The organism is Emticicia sp. (genome assembly GCF_043780375.1).
GTDB lineage: Bacteria > Bacteroidota > Bacteroidia > Cytophagales > Spirosomataceae > Emticicia.
The window spans coordinates 1-19,192 of the sequence record NZ_JAYWCU010000123.1; the positions used below are offsets into that span (position 1 = coordinate 1).

Sequence of the window (19,192 nt, forward strand, 5' to 3'; positions counted from 1 at the left end):
TAGCAATCAATGCACTTTTAAAGTCTTCGAGAGTATATTGCTTGATTCTGAAAATACCACTAAACCAATTATACTTAAACTCATCGAGGCTATCATAAAAATAAAAATACAAAGCAGTTAGAAAGAGAGGCAAAGTAAAGCCAAGTATGGCAAGAAAATGTTGTCTGAGATTGGCGTTGGTAAAAAATATAAGTGAGGCAACTCCCCAAAATATAAAAATCATTGAAGGTTGGTGAAACAAAACAGCGATTCCGATGTAAAGTCCAACTTCAAACACTTCATCAGAAACCCCTTCACGGCGTTCCATCTGCTTTATCAATTTATTAAATGCAAAAAGCAAAAAGGTCGTCGAAAGTAAAACAGGTGAGAGCTTTGTCATATCAAAAGAAAGGCTCATCAGCAATACATAAATAAGTCCAGGGGCATAATTTTTTTCGAGATACGTTTGGCGTGTATTACAAACAAAAGTGAAGTAAAGTGCTTGAAAATAGGTAATTAGTATAGCAACAAACTCATAAGCCGACTGACTTCTCCCAAACGAAACATCAATTAACCAATAGACAAATGCTGACAAAGGACCAACGTTTGTCCAAAGTTCTTTGTATAAAAAGCTACCGCTATGTATCTTTTCACCGACTATCATCCACTCCAATTCGGGTAAAAGAATGGGTAATTTATCGCCAAAAAAAGGAAGCTTAATGATTAAAACAAGCAAAAGCAGCGAAAAAATATGGAATAAAGAGTTTAATCTGAAAAATGTTAGCAAGGCAGTAAAATTTAGTATTCAGTACAAAGTTATGAAAAAAGTATTTGATGTAAGAAACTTTACTTTATTTAACCCGAAAAAATGCGGATATTTGTGGAAATAATGATGAATGAGTGAATAATAGAATGAGTGAACAAATCTTTTGTGTAAATAGTTAGGTTTATTTTTATTATATCATTCACCCATTCTAACATTCAAAATTAGTTTAAAATGGAAACGAAAAGACAAAGACAGGTAGCAAAGGTTATTCAGAAAGATTTAGGAGAAATCTTTCAGCGTGAAATGAGAACAGCATTTGATGGAGCATTTGTAACGATAACTGACGTAAAAACCACACCAGATTTAGCAATCGCAAGGGTTTATATGAGTTTTATGTTGACAAAAGACAAAGAAGGTCTTTTGCAAATTATTAGAGAAAATACTAAAGTGATTCGAAATCACTTGGCAGAAAGAGTACGTCATCAGTTCAGAATAATACCTTTTCTGCAATTTTATATTGATGATACGGCAGAATATGCACAGAAAATGGATGCACTTTTTGCAAATATTGTTATTCCACCTGCATCTGTGGAGGGAGAATAATCAAAATATTCGATGTTTATAGTATTTAGTTTTTACTATTGACAGTACAATAACATTAAAAATTTCAAACCTTTGAACTTATCATTATTAATAGCCAAACGTTATTTTTTTTCTAAAAAAAAGAAAAGTTTTATCAATTTTATTTCCATCATTTCGATGTTGGGGATAGGTGTTGGTACGATGGCTTTGGTAATTGTTTTATCGGTTTTTAATGGTTTAGAAGATTTGAATAGACAGATTTTTAAATCTTTTGACCCCGATATTAAAATTTCGGCTCTTATTGGGAAAAATTTTGTCTTAGAAAATGATAAGATTACAAAAATCAAGCAGTTACAAGAGGTTGCCTTTGTAACCGAAGTGATTCAAGATAATGCCTTGGTGAAATATAATAATTCACAAATGGTTGTTAATCTAAAAGGAGTTGATGATACATTTCAAAATCATAGTCGTTTAAAAGAATCTTTGGTTGAGGGAAATTTTGTTTTATCTAAAGATAGTACAAATTATGCTTTTATAGGCGGAAACGTATATGTTGCCTTAAACATTTCATTGCAAAATATTATTGAACCACTTGAAATATGGTATCCCAGAAACAATAAAACCATTTCACTTAATCCACAAGATAATATTAATGCCTTAATTATCAATGTTTCGGGGGTTTACTCTTTAGAACAATTTCATGATGATTTTGTGTATGTACCTTTGGCATTTGCCCAACAGCTGACCGAATATGGCAATAAACGAACTGCGTTAGAAGTACAGTTAAAGCCAAATGTAAACGTTGAAAAAGCACAAAATGACATAAGAAATATCTTTGGTGAAAAGTATTTGATTCAGAATCAAGATGAGCAAAATGCTACTTTATTTAGAGCCATTAAATGGGAAAAGTTATTCATTTTTGTAGCTTTACTGTTTATTATTGGCATTGCGTCATTCAATATTTTCTTTTCACTGACAATGCTTGTCATTGATAAAAAAGACGATATCAAATCTCTTTCAGCGATGGGAGCCGATGCGACGTTAATTAAGAGAATATTTTTTAGTGAGGGAGCAATTATTTCTTTTATAGGGGCAATTGTCGGGTTATTTTTAGGTGGCTTGATTTGCTATTTACAAGAAAAATATGGCTTGATAAAAATGGGTATGCAAAGTGCAATAATTGATGCTTATCCTGTAAAAATGAATTTTTCAGACTTTGTTTTAACTGCTTTCGCCATGATAATTATTACACTTGTTGCATCTTATTTGCCAGCACAACGAGCAGCAAAAATTTCGTAAGTGATTCTAAAAATATTTACCTATCAACGAGCATTTTTTAAAGACTATCATCTTACTGCTTTTGACAATATTTTGACTAACCCCAAATGAACAAATACCTAAAAACTGCTATTTTGCTTTTAGTTTTTTCTCAGATTGATGCCCAGAACATTGCGTATCGACCGAATGAACTTCTCGCTTTATCAAAGCGTTGGATTTTGGTTAATAATAAAATTGATAAAAATGAGATATTTTTGACTTCCTATAAAACTTCAAAGCTCAAAGCCAATACGTTCGTGATGAGTTTTGTATCGGGAGGGAAAATAGAATATGATTATGAAACCAATTTTTCTTTCAAATCTGATACTCGTATTGAGTTTTTGGACATTGTTACAGATGAATCTTCGTGGGAGTTTGACTCACTCAACAACCAAATTTCGTTGACTATTAAAGGCGGCTATTCGAGTCTTGAAGATTTTAAATTTAAACGGAGTTATAAAATTGAGCGTATCTCAGATGGTTTTATATTACACAAAGTTGGAGAAGAGTTTTATGAAGATTTAAAACAAAAAGCCCGAACAGAAAAAATCCAACTCGCTCTACTTAAAAAAAATGAAACCGCTGTTCAAATTAAACAAATAGTTTCTGAAAAACAACATATTGCCCAAGCAATAGTTGTTGTTGATAATGTGGCTCAAAAAGACCCAAATACCCAAGTAAATACTGCTAACTTATCTACGTTAACTACTTCAACAATCGTAGAAGTTAAACCAGTTGAAGCTAAAATTACTCCAGTTATAGTGGTAGATTATGCTGCTCTAAGCAAAGACTTGTTAGATAAGTCGAAACGTTGGATGTTGGTCAAGAATAAAATCGAAAGAAACGATATTTTCTTGACAATTTATGATGAATCGAAACTGACAATCAATAATTTAATTATGAGCTTCGATACTGAGGGAAAGATAGCCTATGATTACGAAAGTGACCCGAAAGTTAGAATTTGTGCAGGAGTAGATTTTTTGGATATTGACACTGACGAAACTTCATGGGAATATAATGCCGAAAGAAATATTGTTACGCTGACGCTAAAAGGCGGCTATGCAAGTCTTGATGATTTTAAATTTAAGCGAGACTATTGGGTCGAAACTGTTGAAGATGGGTATATTTTACGGAAATTAAAAGAATATTATTTTACTGATTTTCGTAAACCAATGAAGAATGAGAAGAAATTAAGCCATTAAAAATAATTTACAATTTACAATTGCAAAGTGTTGATGTTTAAGTGTTTATACTGAAATTCTTTTTCGTTAAAATCGTCAATTCTATGTAGTTTAGCCATAAAAATTTGTCAATATAGAAATAATGAAGTCTCATCATTTATTGTTTTTTTTATGCCTTCCGTTTGCTTCCTTTTCTCAGCAGCAAGGCAAAATTATTCCTTCACAGGGCAATTATAACGCCGAGCGTACCAAGAAAAATGATTTGATTCATACTAAACTTGAACTCAAACCTGATTGGACGAAACAAACACTTTTAGGTTTAGCTACAATTACTTTCAAACCTCATTTTTATGAGCAAAATTTTCTTGAATTAGATGCTAAAGGCTTTGATATTCAGGACATTACTATGCAAAATAAGCCTTTAAAATATGATTATGACAAACGTATTTTGAAAATTGATTTAGGTAAAACTTTTACAAGAAAAGATACGCTAACGGTTCAAATAAAATATATTGCTAAGCCCAACGAATTGCCTGTTAACGGAAGTCAAGCCATTACGGCCGACAAGGGGCTTTATTTTATTAATGCTGACGGCTTGGAACATGACAAACCACGCCAAATTTGGACGCAAGGGGAAACTGAAGCCAACTCTTGTTGGTTTCCTACCATTGATTCACCTAATCAGAAAATGACGCAAGAAATATTCTTAACGGTTGATAATCAAAGTTTTATAAGTCTTTCCAATGGTAAGTTGATTTCCTCCAAACAAAATGCTGACGGCACAAGAATAGATTATTGGAAGCAAGATAAACCCGCTTCGCCATATTTAACTATGATTGCCTTAGGAGAGTTTAAAAAAGTGGTTGACCCCAATTTTAAAGGTTTTGAGGTGAGTTATTATGTTGAGCCCAAGTTTGAGAAATATGCTTTCAATATTTTTGGTCGCACGCCAGAGATGATTAAGTATTTTGAGAAAATTTTGGGTGTTAAATTTCAATGGGATAAATATGCTCAAATTGCTGTAAGAGATTACGTTTCGGGTGCAATGGAAAATACGTCGGCTACAGTTCATGGCGATTTTATACAAAAAGATAAAAATCAATTAGTTGATGATAATGATGATGGAGTAATTGCCCACGAATTGTTTCATCATTGGTTTGGCGATTTGGTTACCTGCGAATCGTGGGCAAATTTGCCCTTGAACGAAGCCTTTGCTAATTATGCTGAGTATTTGTGGATGACTCAAAAATATGGAAGAGATGAAGGCGATTTGGTTGCTTACAACGCCTTACAACAATATTTTGCCGAAGCACAAGAAAAACAAGAGCCTCTTATTCGCTATCATTATTTAGAAAAAGAAGATATGTTTGATTCACATTCTTATGCTAAGGGTGGTCGAATTTTACAATTATTGAGAAGTCAAGTTGGTGACGAGGCATTTTTTGAGTCATTGAGGCAATATCTAACTAAAAATGCTTTCAAAAACGCCGAAATTGATGATTTAAGAATAGCTTTTGAACAAGTTACTGGAGAAGATTTACATTGGTTTTTTGACCAATGGTTTATGAAATCTGGACATCCTGTACTGCAAATTTCGCAGGATTTTGTTGATGGAAAAATAAAATTGAAGATTAAGCAAATTCAGGATATAACCTATTCTACAATATATCGGTTGCCTTTGAAAGTAGCTATTTTAGCTGATAATCAAAAGATTATATACGAGATTTTGCTTGAAAAAGCCGAACAAATATTTGAATTTGTATCGAAATCAGCTCCAAAAATGGTGCTTCTCGACCCCGAAAATATTTTAGTGGGTAAGATTGAGCATAAGAAATCGAAAGATGAATTGATTGAGCAATTTTATAATTCAGACCATATTGCTACAAAGTTGAATGTTTTGGAAACGCTTACCTTTATTCCAGAAGACGATAGTACTGCTTATAATCCTCCTGCCGATAAAGCGATTAGAAAATTATTGATTGATGCAACAAAAGATAAATTTTGGCGAATACGCCAGTTTGCTGTACAGAAATTATTCAATTACGATGGTGATGATTTTTTGGAAGTTGAACGTGCGTTGCAATATTGTATTCAGAATGATGAACGTTCGTATGTACGTGCAGATGCAATTTTAGCTGTAAAAGGCTTCCAAAATTCACAAAATGACAAACTTTTTCGTCAAGCTTTAAATGATTCTTCTTACACGGTTCAAGCGGCTGCCATTGAAGCTATTTTGTCAAATCGCCCGCCAGATGCTGTCGAATTAGCCATGAAATTTGATACTTCTACCAATCCTAATATTTTTGCAGCGGTTGCTAATTATTTTGCCGATGAAGCTTCCCCTGAGCGATTTGTATGGTTTGAAAATCATTTAAAAAACATGAAAGGGAGTGATTTATACCAAGTTTTGGGTATATTTGGTACATATTTGGTAAAATCTCAGCCCGAAATTCAACTTAAAAGTTTGCCGTTATTGACTCAAATTTCAACGAAAGATTCGCAATGGTATGTTCGTTTTGCAGGAGTTCAAACTTTAGCATTAATTGACGAAAATAAAGAGGTAAAAAAAGCAATAAAAAACATAGTAGCGGCCGAAAAAGATGTCCGTTTACAGAAAATTTATGAGCAATTTAAGGATTTTTAGAAAAAAAGTATTTATTACGGCTTTGAATAAAAATTGCCTTTCAAAGAAATAATAATCGGATTTTTGCTAAAAATTCCATTAACTTCAATTTCTTAAATAAACCCTAAAATTAAAATGAACACTTCTATTAGAGTAAAATTAATGGTCATGATGTTTCTCCAATTTTTTGTTTGGGGAGCATGGTATGGTCAAATGAGTAAGTTTCTTTTTACCCAACTCAATGCCACAGGCGACCAAGTTGGTAATGCTTATATGGCTTTTTCGATAGCAATGCTTATTTCTCCTTTCTTTGTTGGAATGATTGCTGATCGCTATTTTTCTGCACAAAAAGTATTAGGAGTTTTGAATCTTCTTGGAGCTGTGATTTTGTATTTTATAACTCAAATTGATGATGCAGGAAATTTCTTTTGGTACATTTTGGTCTATTGTTTAACATTTGCTCCAACAATTTCGCTGACTACTTCAATTGCGATGAGGCATATTACAAGTCCTGAGAAAGATTTTCCTTCAATTAGAGTTATGGGAACTGTTTCTTGGATAGTTGTTACAAATATTATTGGTTTTATGGCTGTGGGCGATAAATCAACAATATTTCAGATCGCAATGTTTGCCGCAGTTGTTCAAGGTTTGTTCAGTTTTCTTTTACCTGAGACACCTCCAAAAGTTTCTACTGAAAAGCCGAGTTTTGCTCAAATTCTTGGAGCAGATGCTTTTGCTTTGTTTAAAGATAGGTCATTTACAATATTTTTTATTGCTTCAGTTTTGATTTGTATTCCCTTATCATTCTATTATTCGATGGCAAATCCTTCTTTAACTGATTCTGGAATGACAAATGTTGAGAATAAAATGTCGCTTGGACAAGCATCTGAAGTGATTTTTATGCTTTTGATACCTTTTGCTTTTCAAAAATTTGGCGTAAAATGGATGTTGGCAATTGGTTTAGTTGGCTGGATAATTCGTTTTATTTGTTTTGGTTATGGTGATGCTGTAACCAGCGAATGGGTATTATATTGTGCGATATTGTTGCACGGTGTTTGTTTTGATTTTTTCTTTGTTACGGGGCAAATTTATACAGATAATAAGGCAGGTGTCAAGATAAAAGCCCAAGCACAAGGACTAATTTCGTTGGCAACTTATGGCATCGGAATGGCTATTGGCTCAAAATTGGCTGGATATGTAACCGATATTTATACCATTGACGGCGTTAAAAACTGGACTTCAATTTGGATGATTCCTGCCGCAATTGCTGCCATAGTTTTGGTGCTTTTTGTGTTGATTTTTAAGGATAATACCAAAGTGAAAGTGTAAACAGTTTTCAGTCTTTAATTGGCAGTTTTCAGTATTATTGTATTGAAAACTGCCAATTTTTTATAGAAGTTCGCTCATTGAAAACTATCTACTGAAGACTTTTTAAGACTTTTCTACTCCTTTTCTATAGGCTTTGCCATACTTTTTCTTCATTTCGGCATCGTGGTTTCTTCTTACATTTACCTTTTTGTTTTTCTCTGATTTTTCGTGAAAAGCAGCACCAACATTTTCTTTTTTTACTATTTTTAGAACAATATTTTTCATCTGAACTTGTGGTTTTTCATGTTCAGTCAATAAATCCGAAATCTCAATATTTTTTGGCAATTTCTTCATCGGAATTTGATAATTCATCAAACTCTCAATATTTTCCTGCTGCTCTTTGTCTTTTTCAGTAACAAATGTAATAGCAATACCTTTTTTGTCAATTCTTCCTGTTCGTCCGATGCGGTGAATATAATTTTCAGGCACCTCAGGAATGTCAAAATTAATAACATGCGACACTTCCGCAATATCTAAACCACGAGCAATAATATCAGTTGCAATCAAAATGCGGATTTCGCCATTTTGAAATTCTTTGACAGTATTAAATCGATTGTTTTGAGCTTTGTTTGAGTGAATTACACCAATTTCATTCGGAAACTTTTTGTCTAATTGCTGAAACAAATCATCGGCTAATTGCTTGGTTGCTGTAAAAATCAAAACTTTGCTCATATCAGTATTTTGACTGAATAAAAGCTCTAAAAAGTTTACTTTTGTGTAAAAATTAGGCAGAATATAGGCAGTTTGAGCTATATTTTCGAGCGGACTACCCGATGGTGCAGCCTCAATTCGGACTGGACTATTGAAATAAGTATCAATCAACACTTCTACATCTTCGGTCAGCGTTGCCGAGAACATCAAGTTTTGTCTTTTAGGAGGAAGTAAATCTAAAACGACTTTTAATTGGGCACGAAAACCAAGATTTAACATTTCATCTACTTCATCGATTACGAGTCTTTTGATAGCTTTTGTCTTTATCACACCATTTGTCATCAAGTCAACTAATCTGCCAGGCGTTGCTACCAAAACATCAACACCTTGTGCAATTTCAGCAACTTGAGGTTTCATATTGACCCCACCATAAACTCCAACGACCGAAAGTGTCATGTAAGTTGTTAGCTTTTTTACTGATTCGACCACTTGCACAACTAATTCACGAGTGGGAACAATGATTAAAAGCTGAGGTAATTTATCTTTGGAAAATTGAAATTGTCGAAGAGAAGGAAGTAAATAAGCATACGTTTTTCCTGTGCCTGTTTGGGCAATTCCACATACATCTTTGCCTGACATCACCACAGAAAATACTTTTTGCTGAATGGTCGTTGGATTTGTATAACCCAAGTCATTTAAAGCATTTAAGAGCGATTTATTAAGATTTAATTCATCAAAAGTCATAAGAAAAAAATACGAGCGGTTCGCCGCTACGATTAGGAATTATGAATTACGAATGTGGTTTTTGCTTTGAAATAATTTATACAAAAATCTTGGCATTTTTTTCATTGAAAATTCAATAATATCAATTAATTTATGAACAAAGGTACGCTATTCTTTCAGAACTACTCTCTAAATTTCAATGCTTCTATCACTTTCATTCTCGAAACCACAAAAGTTGGAATCGTGATAACCGCCAAAACCAACAAAATCGTTATGAGATTTATCAATAAAATTATGCCCCAATCAAAATCAATTGGTACATAATTCATGTAATAACTTTCGGCTTCGAGAGGTATCACTCGGTGAAAAAATTGAATCCCACAAAGTCCAAGTCCGATAAAATTTCCGATGATAATTCCTTTTATAATTATTGTTAATCCATTGAATATAAATATTTTACGGATTTTTGAGTTGTCAGAACCTAATGCTTTAAGTAAACCAATCATGGGAGTTCGTTCCATCATCATTACTAACAAAACCGAAATCATATTGAAACTTGCCACAACCAAAATTAGAGCCAAAATAACAATGATATTTCTATCCATTAAGTTAAGCCAATCGAAAATGGCAGGAAACATTTCGGTAACTTTTGTTACTTGCATATCCTGATCGATGTCGTCAAAAATTCGTTTGGCAGCGGGGTTTAATTGATCAAAATTATTCAAGAAAATCTCATAATGGCCAGTGGTTTGATTGTCCCAATCATTCATTTTTTGAACTAAGTTCAAATCACCCAATATAAAACTTTTGTCGAATTCTTCCAAACCAGTATCATAAATACCCACAACTTTTACTTTTCTGATACGTGGAGGGTTTTGAATAAAATAGATAAAAACTTCGTCAGAAAGTTTGATTTTTAGTTGCGTAGCAATTTTCCGACTTATAATTATTTCACTGGAATAAGTAGAGTCTTGAAAATTAATCTTTCGTCCTTCAACCAAATTTTCTGAAAAATTCTGCCAATCATAATCTTTTCCTACTCCTTTTATCACAATGCCTGCCAATTCTTCCGACGATTTAAGCATCCCAGCTTTGTTGGCAACAGCTTGTACGTGCCTAATTTGAGGGTTTTTTCTATAATTTTGATAAAATTTTGTATTTATTGGCATCGGAGTTTCCTCAAACGACTGATTCAATGTAATTTTGCTGACTTGAATATGTGAACTCAGGCTAAAAAGTTTGTCTTTGATGGTGCGTTTGAAGCCAATCAAAATGCTAAACGATACAATCATAACCGCCAAACCGATGGCAATGCTTGCCACACCAATTTTTGTAACCGTGGAAGTAAAGGAGGTAGATTTAGTTTTTTGAATACGTTGAGCAATAAAACGAGGTAAATTCATTGGGTATTTTAAATATTGAACGCTATTTCAGGAATTAAGTATTTTTTACAAAACTATCATTTTTTAGTTTCACAATTTATATATTTTCTGTAAAATAGAGAAGCTCTGACCAGAACTCATAATTATGAATAAAAAAACAAAACAATTTCTTTTCAAAATCTCCTTACTATTTCTATTGACTTGGGGTATAATTGAAGTTCTTTATGACTTCAATCCTTATCAAAAACACGACCTTGAAAACTCCTACACGGCTACAATCATTGATAAATATGCTCGGCTACAAAGCCTAAAATCTCCCAAAATTGTTTTGATTGCTGGGTCAAATTTTGCTTATGGTATAAATAGCAAAATGATTGAAGACTCTCTGCACAAGCCTGTAGCCAATATGGCGATGCACTATGATTATGGCACAGATTTTATGTTGCAACAAATTACACCCGAATTACACAAAGGCGATACCGTAATAATGGGTTTTGAATACATTATTTCAAGTGGAGGCAATTTTAAAGAAAAAATATTGATGACCAATCTATTTCCAAAAGCAAAAGATTGGTTTTCTTACAAAGTAAACGATGATGAGTTGAAAAAAAATAATATTTTGGTTAAAACATTTCCCGCAACCATTGTTTTTTTTTCTGGTATAAATAGGGTAATTTGCTATATTGGTGAAAATACACAAGTAAGGGTTTCGTCATTTCGGCTTACACTTGAAAGACTATTTAAGGGAAAATCTGCCGAAGCAAGTGTTGCCGATACAACGAATATTTTCTTTAGAAAAGCCATCAATCAATATGGTGATTTGATAAGCCATTTCAATAATCCAAGAGTTAATCCTATTCCAAGATCAATAATCAACGATAAAGTAAGTTTCATGAAGCCCATTGCGAATATGAATGCTTTCTACGAAAAAATGCAGAAAATAGGAGTGAAGGTATTTTATGTTTATCCATCTTATGCTGAATCTTCTTTTCAATTCGACAAAGAAATTATTGAAAAATTACAGACTGCATTAGAAAATGATGCTCGTTTTCCTATTATTGGCAAACCCGAAGACTTTGTTTATGCCGATAGTTTGTGCCAAGACATGGTTTATCATTTGAATGTTAAAGGGCGAGATATTCGCACCCAACAACTAATAGAAAAGGTAAAAGAAAATAAATTAGTCAATAGCAGATGAAATAGTGAGTTTTTCAATCTCATATCTCATATCTCATATCTCAAATCTAAATGCTTTTTAATTCAATAGAGTTTGTCATTTTCTTTCCAATCGTTACGCTTGTTTACTTTGTTTTGCAGCACAAGCATCGTTGGTGGTGGTTATTGGCATCGAGTTGTGTTTTTTATATGGCTTTTAGACCAGAGTATCTACTGATTCTGGGCTTCACTATTGTTGTCGATTATTATGCAGGACTACTCATCGAAAAGTCAGAAGGAAAGCAGCGGAAGTGGTATTTAATTATGAGTTTGGTTGCCAATATTGGCGTTTTAGCTTTTTTTAAATACACCAATTTTGCTATTTTTGCTTTGGCTCAGGCAGATATTGCCCATTATAAATTATTAGATTTTGTATTACCTATTGGCTTGTCGTTTCATACTTTTCAAGCCATGAGTTATACGATTGAAGTTTATCGTGGAAAACAGAAAGCTGAACGACATTTTGGATTGTATGCACTTTATGTGATGTTTTATCCGCAGTTGGTAGCGGGGCCAATTGAGCGACCTCAAAATGTTTTGCCGCAGTTTTATGAAGTGAAAGTGTTTGATTATAAGCGTGTTGTTAGCGGATTGCAGCTCATTGGTTGGGGGCTTTTCAAGAAAGTTGTCATAGCCGACCGCTTAGCAATTTTTGTTAATCAAGTGTATGATAGTCCGACTCAACATGAGGGGATTCCAATTATTATAGCTACGATTTTCTTCTCTTTTCAAATTTACTGCGACTTTTCAGGTTATTCTGACATCGCACTTGGTACCGCCGAAGTGATGGGTTTTAAGTTAATGAAAAACTTTGACCGACCTTATTTCTCTAAAACTATTTCAGAATTTTGGAGAAGATGGCATATCTCGCTTTCAACATGGTTTCGAGATTATTTGTATATTCCTTTGGGCGGAAATCGAGTAAATGTTTATCGAAGATATTTTAACGTATTTTTTGTTTTTGCCATGAGTGGACTTTGGCACGGAGCAAATTGGAATTTTATTATTTGGGGAGCATTGCACGGTCTTTATTTAATTGGAGCAATTTTGACGCAAAAACCACGTGATTATATTAATAAAGTTACAGGAATTACTAAAATACCATTTTTATTCAAGACAATTCAGGCATCAATTACTTTTGCTTTGGTGTCTTTTGCTTGGATATTTTTTAGGGGAAATTACCTCGAAATGAGTCAATGTTGGCATTTGGTAACACATTTGTTTAGTAATTTGCCTTCAATGACCGAGTTATTCAAATTTGATTATGTTTCTCAAAATGTATTTCTTAACCAAACTTTAGTTGAGTTTTGTATTGCAGTCATTCTGATTATTTTCATGGAAACGGTCCATTATATTCAACGAGATAAAAGTATCAGACAAATCATTGCAACCAAACCATTAGTGCTTCGTTGGGCAATTTACTTTGTGTTTATCATGCTTTTTTTTATTTTGGGTGTTTTTGATACTCCTGCACAGTTTATTTATTTTCAGTTTTAAAGATAGGTTTTTTGAAAATATTTGGCTGAACTTTGTAAGTTTTTCAGCCAAATAAGGCATTTTCTTATTTCATTGCCTCCGCATGAAGCAATTCTAAACCAGTAGAAGAACGAGGTTTAAATCCCATCCAGGTTTTTTCGTTAGAGTTTTCTTTCAAGTCTAAATATTTTCCAAAATCTTTTTTCTTCAAATGTATTCCTAAAAAAGCCGTTACAAAATGTTGATTGATATTATTGATGCGGCGTTCATTCCACGAAGGTTCAGCATATCGGTAATATTCATCAATGTGCAAACCAGGTTTTAGTGATTCTGCAGGCGGAGGATTTGGAGCAACATTGTGGCGGGCATTCATATAGGTTAGCATATAGCGATTGGCATTAATCGTACCATTATAAATTGCTTTTATGCCTTTTTCGTAACCCGAAACATCATCTTGACTACCTGCCACAAAAAATGTTGGTATTTTCAAACCCTTCAAACTTTCAGCATCCCACACACCACGCTCCATTCCCCAAGGAGCAAATGCAACTACTGCTTTGATTCTGCTATCAATTGTTGATTTGTAATCAGGATGAGTGCCAATACGCACATCAATAGCTTTACTACCTCCACTTAATGAACCAAAGGTTTTGAGTATCTGCTCGCTGTAACCTGCTCCAGCTACGTTTAGTACACCATAACCACCCATTGAATAGCCAATGAGTGCTGTATTGTCGGTATCAACTACACCTGACAAGAAATTAGGACTATTGGCTTTGCCTAAATCTGCTATTTGATTAAGAATAAATAAAATGTCTTTTGAGCGATTGAGTAGTGTACTCGGAAAACCAGCCGCATCTTTAAATGTAGATTCGGTATGGTCGATGGCTACTACAATGTAACCTTTTGAAGCCAAGTTTTCTGTCAAATAAGTTAAGAGTAATCTTGAACCTAAATATCCATGAGAAACGATAATCAATGGAAATGTACCATCGATTGTTTTGGGGGTGGCATCACGCAAAGCTCTTCCCATAAATGTAAATGGAATCAAAGGTCTTTTTGGGTCATTCGACGAACCCATTACTTGGTCATAAGTTACCAAATCTTTTACTCCAGCAGGTAAATTTGCAGGATACCAAATTTCAACTTTTAATGGGCGGTCATAAAGTGGGTCAATTCCGCCTTTAGATTTCAAAACATCTACTTGGTTTTTATTCACAAAATCAAGTGTGCGAACTCCGATTTTGTACTCTCCACGTTGAGCTAATTCGGGAGCATCGGGCAGAGCATCACCATAAATAAAAGGATCTGTAGTAGTTTGTGCAAAAATTTGAAGAGTATTAAAAAATTGAAAAATTACAAAGCTGATAGTTGTTAACAGAAATTTTTTCGAACGTGATTTCATTGTTAGAAAGGTTGAATTTGTTGAAATAAAGTGCTAATCATCGCAAATTAATAAAGAAAAAGCAATATTGCGTGTGTTTTTCAATATTAAGTTTTCATCTTAAAAGTAGGTTATTTGGCAAAAAAATAAAATATTTAATTTATCAAAATTCTGGCGATTCAAATATTGGAAGACTATGTTAAGTAGCTTCGTTTAAACTATAAGGAAGATTTTCTGGCTGTTGGAGATAAAAAAAGTCTAACGTTTAAAAATTAAACGTTAGAACTTGTTTAAAACTATGATGAAACAAAACTATGCTATCTATAAAAACCCATCGCTACACCACCATCTACGTTTATTGCATTACCGGTGGTTTTGTTCAATAAACCACCCACAAAAGCGAAACAAGCATTGGCAATATCAACAGGTAAAATGATTTCATTTAACAAAGTGCGTTTGGCATAATATGCTGGCAATTCCTCGACAGTGATGCCATAAGCCTTTGCCCGCCCTTCGCCCCAGCCTCCCGACCAAATGTTAGAGTCTGAAATTACTGCATCTGGATTTACGGTATTTACTCTAATTTTATCACCTCCAACTTCTGCTGCCATCAAACGTGTTAGATGTGCTTGAGCTGCTTTCGCCGAACCATAACCTGCATTATTTGGTCCAGCAACTACGGCGTTTTTAGATACAATATTAACAATATCGCCTCCAAAACCTTGTTTTCTCATAACTTCTATGCCAGCTTTTGAAACAATAAATTGCCCTTTTACTAAAATGTCATAAAGCCTATCCCACTCTTCTAAACTATGTTCAGCAATAGATTTTGAGATGCTTATTCCTGCATTATTTACCACAATATCTACTCCACCAAAAGCCAAACAAGCGGCTTCGAGTGCTTTTTCGGTACTTGAGGCATCGGTTACATTTAAAAGGGTTGTGGCTACGGCATCTTTACCGAAAAATTTAGTGAATTCAATTTGGGCATCATTTAAACGCTCGGTATTAATATCGTTGATAATCACACAAGCACCCTCTTCAGCAAATTTTTTGGCAATTGCCTTGCCAATTCCACCAGCCGAACCTGTAATCAAGGCCACTCGACCCGAAAGGGCTTTAGGTTTAGGCATACGTTGCAATTTTGCTTCTTCCAATAACCAATATTCAATATTGAAAGCCTCTTGTCGTGGCAATGAAGTATATTCAGAAACCGCCTCAGCACCTTTCATCACGTTTACAGCATTTATATAATATTCTGATGCTAAACGAGCGGTTGTTTTATCTTTCGAGAACGTGAACATTCCTACGCCTGGGTACAAAATAACCACGGGGTTTGGGTCACGCATGGCTGGCGAATTATGATGTTTACAAGTATTATAATACTCGGTGTACATTGCACGATAAGCCTCAAATGCAGGTGTTAATGTTGATTTTATACCAGAAATGTCTGTTAAATCTTCATTTGGAGCTAATTCCAAGACCAAAGGAGAAATTTTTGTTCGCAAGAAGTGGTCAGGGCAAGAAGTTCCGAGTGGAGCAAGTTTATCTAAATCATTCGAATTAATGAATTCTAACACTCGTGCATCATCGGTAAAATGTCCAATCATTTTGCGTTCTGATGAACAGAATCCCCTTAAAATTGGAGCAATTTTAGCTGCTTGCAAATGTCGGGCATCGGTTGCAAGGCTTTCGATTTTTTGTCCACCAAAAACGTTTTTATAATTACTTTCCAAATATTCTGCACATTTTTCGATTACTTCGAGCGTGTTTATGTAGCTTTCATAAGATGTTTCTCCCCAAGTAAAAAGTCCGTGTGAACCCAGCATGATTCCACGTAATTTTATTCCACGAGAAGCGGCTTCTTCCAAACAAGTGCGTATTTGTAAACCCAAATCGAAACCTGGGCGTTGCCAGCCCACCCAGCCTATTTCCCCATTGAATAGATCTTCGGTGATTTTTGCTCCATCTTTTGCTGCTGCAATCGCAATGGCTGCATCTGGATGAAGGTGGTCAATGTGCTTAAATGGTAAAAATCCATGCAAAGGCGTATCAATTGAAGGGGCTTTTGAGGCTAAATCGAAAATACAATGATTGAAAAGTTCAACCATTTCATCTTCAAATTCAATACCACGATAAACTTTTTCGAGATTAAGAAGTCTTTCCATGTAAAGTGCAGCACAACCTGATTTAGTCAAAGTGCCTATATCACCGCCTGAGCCTTTAATCCACATAACTTCAGTATCGACTCCTGTCAAAGGGTCTTTGGCTGAAACTTTTACTGAAGTATTTCCTCCCCCGTAATTCGTTAATCTCAAATCAGCACCAAGAATATTTGAACGGTATATAAACAAGGCTACTTCGTCGCCTGATAATTCGGCGGCTTTTTTGTCATCCCACAAGTAGCTTACATGGTTGAAAGTCTTCGTATTTTTCATTTCTTTATCTTTATTATAGCTTAAAATCTCTTTTTTTATTAAAACTGATTCTACAACATTTGTTTTGTGAGAAATCAATTCTACGACAAGGGTTTATGCAATAAACCCGTACATTTTATGTCTAAAATTATTTCAAAAACTCACTTATATTTTCTTTTGTAACCAACTGAAACGGTATCATCAATTCTTTTTCAAAAGTTTGTCTTTTAGCAATTTTTACCGCTACTTCAATTGCTCCTGCTCCTTGTTGTTTAGCATTTTGAAAAACTGTGGCATCCAAAGTGCCATTTTTCACCGCTTGCAAAGCATCGGCAATGGCATCAATACTTACTACTATTACTTTATCTTTCATACCAGCATCTTGCAAGGCTTTCAATGCTCCAAGTCCCATTTCATCATTTTGGGCAAAAACTGCATTGATTTTTGTTCCATAAGACTGAATCCAGTTTTGCATCAAATCCATACTTTTTGCTCTATCCCATTCTCCAGTTTGATGGGCAATGAGTTTTATATTTGGATATTCTTTCAAGATTTCTTTTGCTCCCTGTTCTCGTTGAATTTGAGCCGCTTGCCCCATAAAACCATGAATCATTACGACATTTCCTTTTCCACCCAACTTATCAGCGATAAATTTCATGGCAATTCTGCCAGATTCGACATCATTTGAGCCAACAAAAGCAGTTGGTTTTGAACTAGTTGCCGAGTTTACATTGATAATAGGAATTGTAGCGGCTAATGCCTTTGTAACGGCGGGTGAACTCGCTTCAACTTCACAAGGATTCATTATAATTACATCTACTTTTTGAGCAATGAAACTTTCAACTTGTTCGATTTGCTTCAAAGGTGAGTGTTCGGCATCGACAGTTATTAATTCTACGCCTAATTCTTTAGCTTTTTTGTTCATTTCATCACTGATATTCACAATAAACTCATTTTGCATACTGAGCATTGTTACCCCAACTTTTATTTTTTTACCCTCACTTTTTTCGTTGCTTTTTGATTGATTACAACTTGTGAACAGAAAAACGGAAATGATTAATATTGAATAGAGTTGTTTCATTTTATGTTATTTTACGAATTGTTTTTCTGATTCCAACTATCTAAAATTACTGCACCAATTATTATTATTCCCATCACAACTTGCTGATAATAAGATGTTACATTGAGTAAATCGAGTCCGTTGTTGATCACTCCAATGAGCAAAACGCCAATCAAAGTTCCTGTCATTGTACCAGTTCCGCCCGATGTACTTGTGCCGCCAATGACTGCTGCCGCAATAGCATCTAATTCAAAACCTGCTCCTGCATTGGGTTGTCCCGTTGTGATTCTCGACGTTAATAAAATTCCTGCCAAGCCTGCCAATAAACCTGCAATCGAATAAACCGCCATTTTTACTTGATTTACGTTAATTCCAGATGCCCTTGATGCTTGCTCGTTGCCACCAACCGCATAAATATATCGTCCTAAAAGTGTTTTTTTGAGAATGATGTTACAAACCACAAAGACAAAAATCAACACAATTATTGGAAAAGGAACTCCGAAAATAGTACCGCCACCAATGAAATTAAACGAATCAGAAAGGTTGGAAACTGGGCGACCTTTACTTAAAATCAGAGCCAAACCTCGTCCAATTGTCATTGTGCCGAGTGTAACTATAAAGGGAGCAATTTTGCTTTTAGTAATGATTAACCCATTGAAAGCACCCATCAAAAGACCAACAAGCAAAGCCACAAATATTGGCAAAACCAAAGAAAATGTATCAGGATGTGCCAACATTGCCGCCGTTACACCAGTTACTGCAACCATCGAACCAAGAGAAAGGTCAATTCCTCCGGTAATAATGACAAACGTTACGCCAAAAGCCAACAAAGCATTGATAGAAACTTGGGTGATAATGATTGTCCAATTAGAAACTGTCAAGAATTGTGGTGAAATAAATGAAAGAATAAGGCAAATGGTAATAAATACCACAAAAATTCCATATTGTCTTAAGCTGTTGATGAACTGCATCTTTTTATATTTATGATTTACGAACGGTTCGCTGTAGCGATTTCAATTTACGAAATACTTTATCTTGAAAATCGTAATTCGTAAATCTGAATTCGTA

The 19,192-nt window shown here is 34.4% G+C and carries 14 protein-coding genes; 7 read left to right on the forward strand and 7 right to left on the reverse strand.

Going from position 1 to position 19,192, the window contains the following annotated elements:
• Nucleotides 1-715, reverse strand: a 715-nt coding sequence (locus ACH2CJ_RS09815; protein WP_394992478.1) for a DUF6427 family protein, incomplete at its 3' end; no start/stop codon positions are given.
• Nucleotides 716-976: 261 nt separating this feature from the next.
• Here ACH2CJ_RS09815 and rbfA point away from each other — a divergent pair.
• The 5 genes from rbfA (at nt 977) to ACH2CJ_RS09840 (ending at nt 7,777) form a co-directional block, all read left to right on the forward strand.
• Nucleotides 977-1,348 (forward strand): 30S ribosome-binding factor RbfA, encoded by a 372-nt coding sequence (gene rbfA / locus ACH2CJ_RS09820; protein ID WP_394992480.1) that lies wholly within the window; start codon nt 977-979, stop codon nt 1,346-1,348.
• Nucleotides 1,349-1,420: 72 nt separating this feature from the next.
• Nucleotides 1,421-2,626 carry an ABC transporter permease gene (locus ACH2CJ_RS09825; protein ID WP_394992481.1) on the forward strand — a complete coding sequence of 402 codons (1,206 nt, stop codon included), beginning with the start codon at nt 1,421-1,423 and terminating at the stop codon, nt 2,624-2,626.
• Nucleotides 2,627-2,712: 86 nt separating this feature from the next.
• Complete coding sequence (locus tag ACH2CJ_RS09830) at nt 2,713-3,846, forward strand: hypothetical protein (RefSeq protein ID WP_394992483.1); 1,134 nt, start codon at nt 2,713-2,715, stop codon at nt 3,844-3,846.
• A 121-nt stretch (nt 3,847-3,967) separates the two neighbouring features.
• Complete coding sequence (locus ACH2CJ_RS09835; RefSeq protein WP_394992485.1) at nt 3,968-6,469, forward strand: M1 family aminopeptidase; 2,502 nt, start codon at nt 3,968-3,970, stop codon at nt 6,467-6,469.
• A gap of 114 nt (nt 6,470-6,583) precedes the next feature.
• A complete protein-coding gene (locus ACH2CJ_RS09840) occupies nt 6,584-7,777 on the forward strand; it encodes a nucleoside permease (RefSeq protein ID WP_394992487.1) in 1,194 nt (397 codons plus the stop codon).
• Nucleotides 7,778-7,879: 102 nt separating this feature from the next.
• On the opposite strand, the gene ACH2CJ_RS09845 is transcribed toward ACH2CJ_RS09840, so the two are convergent.
• Together ACH2CJ_RS09845 and ACH2CJ_RS09850 are read right to left on the reverse strand one after the other, a co-directional pair.
• On the reverse strand, nt 7,880-9,211 hold the full coding sequence (locus ACH2CJ_RS09845) for a DEAD/DEAH box helicase (RefSeq protein WP_394992489.1): 1,332 nt from the start codon (nt 9,209-9,211) through the stop codon (nt 7,880-7,882).
• Between the two features lie 161 nt (nt 9,212-9,372).
• Nucleotides 9,373-10,593 (reverse strand): ABC transporter permease, encoded by a 1,221-nt coding sequence (locus ACH2CJ_RS09850; protein ID WP_394992491.1) that lies wholly within the window; start codon nt 10,591-10,593, stop codon nt 9,373-9,375.
• 124 nt (nt 10,594-10,717) lie between these two features.
• Between ACH2CJ_RS09850 and ACH2CJ_RS09855 the strand changes: the two genes are divergently transcribed.
• Complete coding sequence (locus ACH2CJ_RS09855) at nt 10,718-11,770, forward strand: hypothetical protein (protein WP_394992493.1); 1,053 nt, start codon at nt 10,718-10,720, stop codon at nt 11,768-11,770.
• Between the two features lie 50 nt (nt 11,771-11,820).
• Complete coding sequence (locus ACH2CJ_RS09860) at nt 11,821-13,284, forward strand: MBOAT family O-acyltransferase (RefSeq protein WP_394992494.1); 1,464 nt, start codon at nt 11,821-11,823, stop codon at nt 13,282-13,284.
• A 64-nt stretch (nt 13,285-13,348) separates the two neighbouring features.
• On the opposite strand, the gene ACH2CJ_RS09865 is transcribed toward ACH2CJ_RS09860, so the two are convergent.
• From ACH2CJ_RS09865 to ACH2CJ_RS09880, 4 genes are all read right to left on the reverse strand, one after another.
• Complete coding sequence (locus ACH2CJ_RS09865; RefSeq protein WP_394992496.1) at nt 13,349-14,668, reverse strand: alpha/beta hydrolase family protein; 1,320 nt, start codon at nt 14,666-14,668, stop codon at nt 13,349-13,351.
• Nucleotides 14,669-14,964: 296 nt separating this feature from the next.
• Complete coding sequence (locus ACH2CJ_RS09870) at nt 14,965-17,085, reverse strand: bifunctional aldolase/short-chain dehydrogenase (RefSeq protein ID WP_394992498.1); 2,121 nt, start codon at nt 17,083-17,085, stop codon at nt 14,965-14,967.
• A 127-nt stretch (nt 17,086-17,212) separates the two neighbouring features.
• Nucleotides 17,213-18,145, reverse strand: coding sequence for a sugar ABC transporter substrate-binding protein (locus ACH2CJ_RS09875; protein ID WP_394992500.1), 933 nt, complete (start codon nt 18,143-18,145; stop codon nt 17,213-17,215).
• An 11-nt stretch (nt 18,146-18,156) separates the two neighbouring features.
• Nucleotides 18,157-19,095, reverse strand: coding sequence for an ABC transporter permease (locus ACH2CJ_RS09880; protein WP_394992502.1), 939 nt, complete (start codon nt 19,093-19,095; stop codon nt 18,157-18,159).
• Between the last annotated feature and the right edge of the window lie 97 nt (nt 19,096-19,192).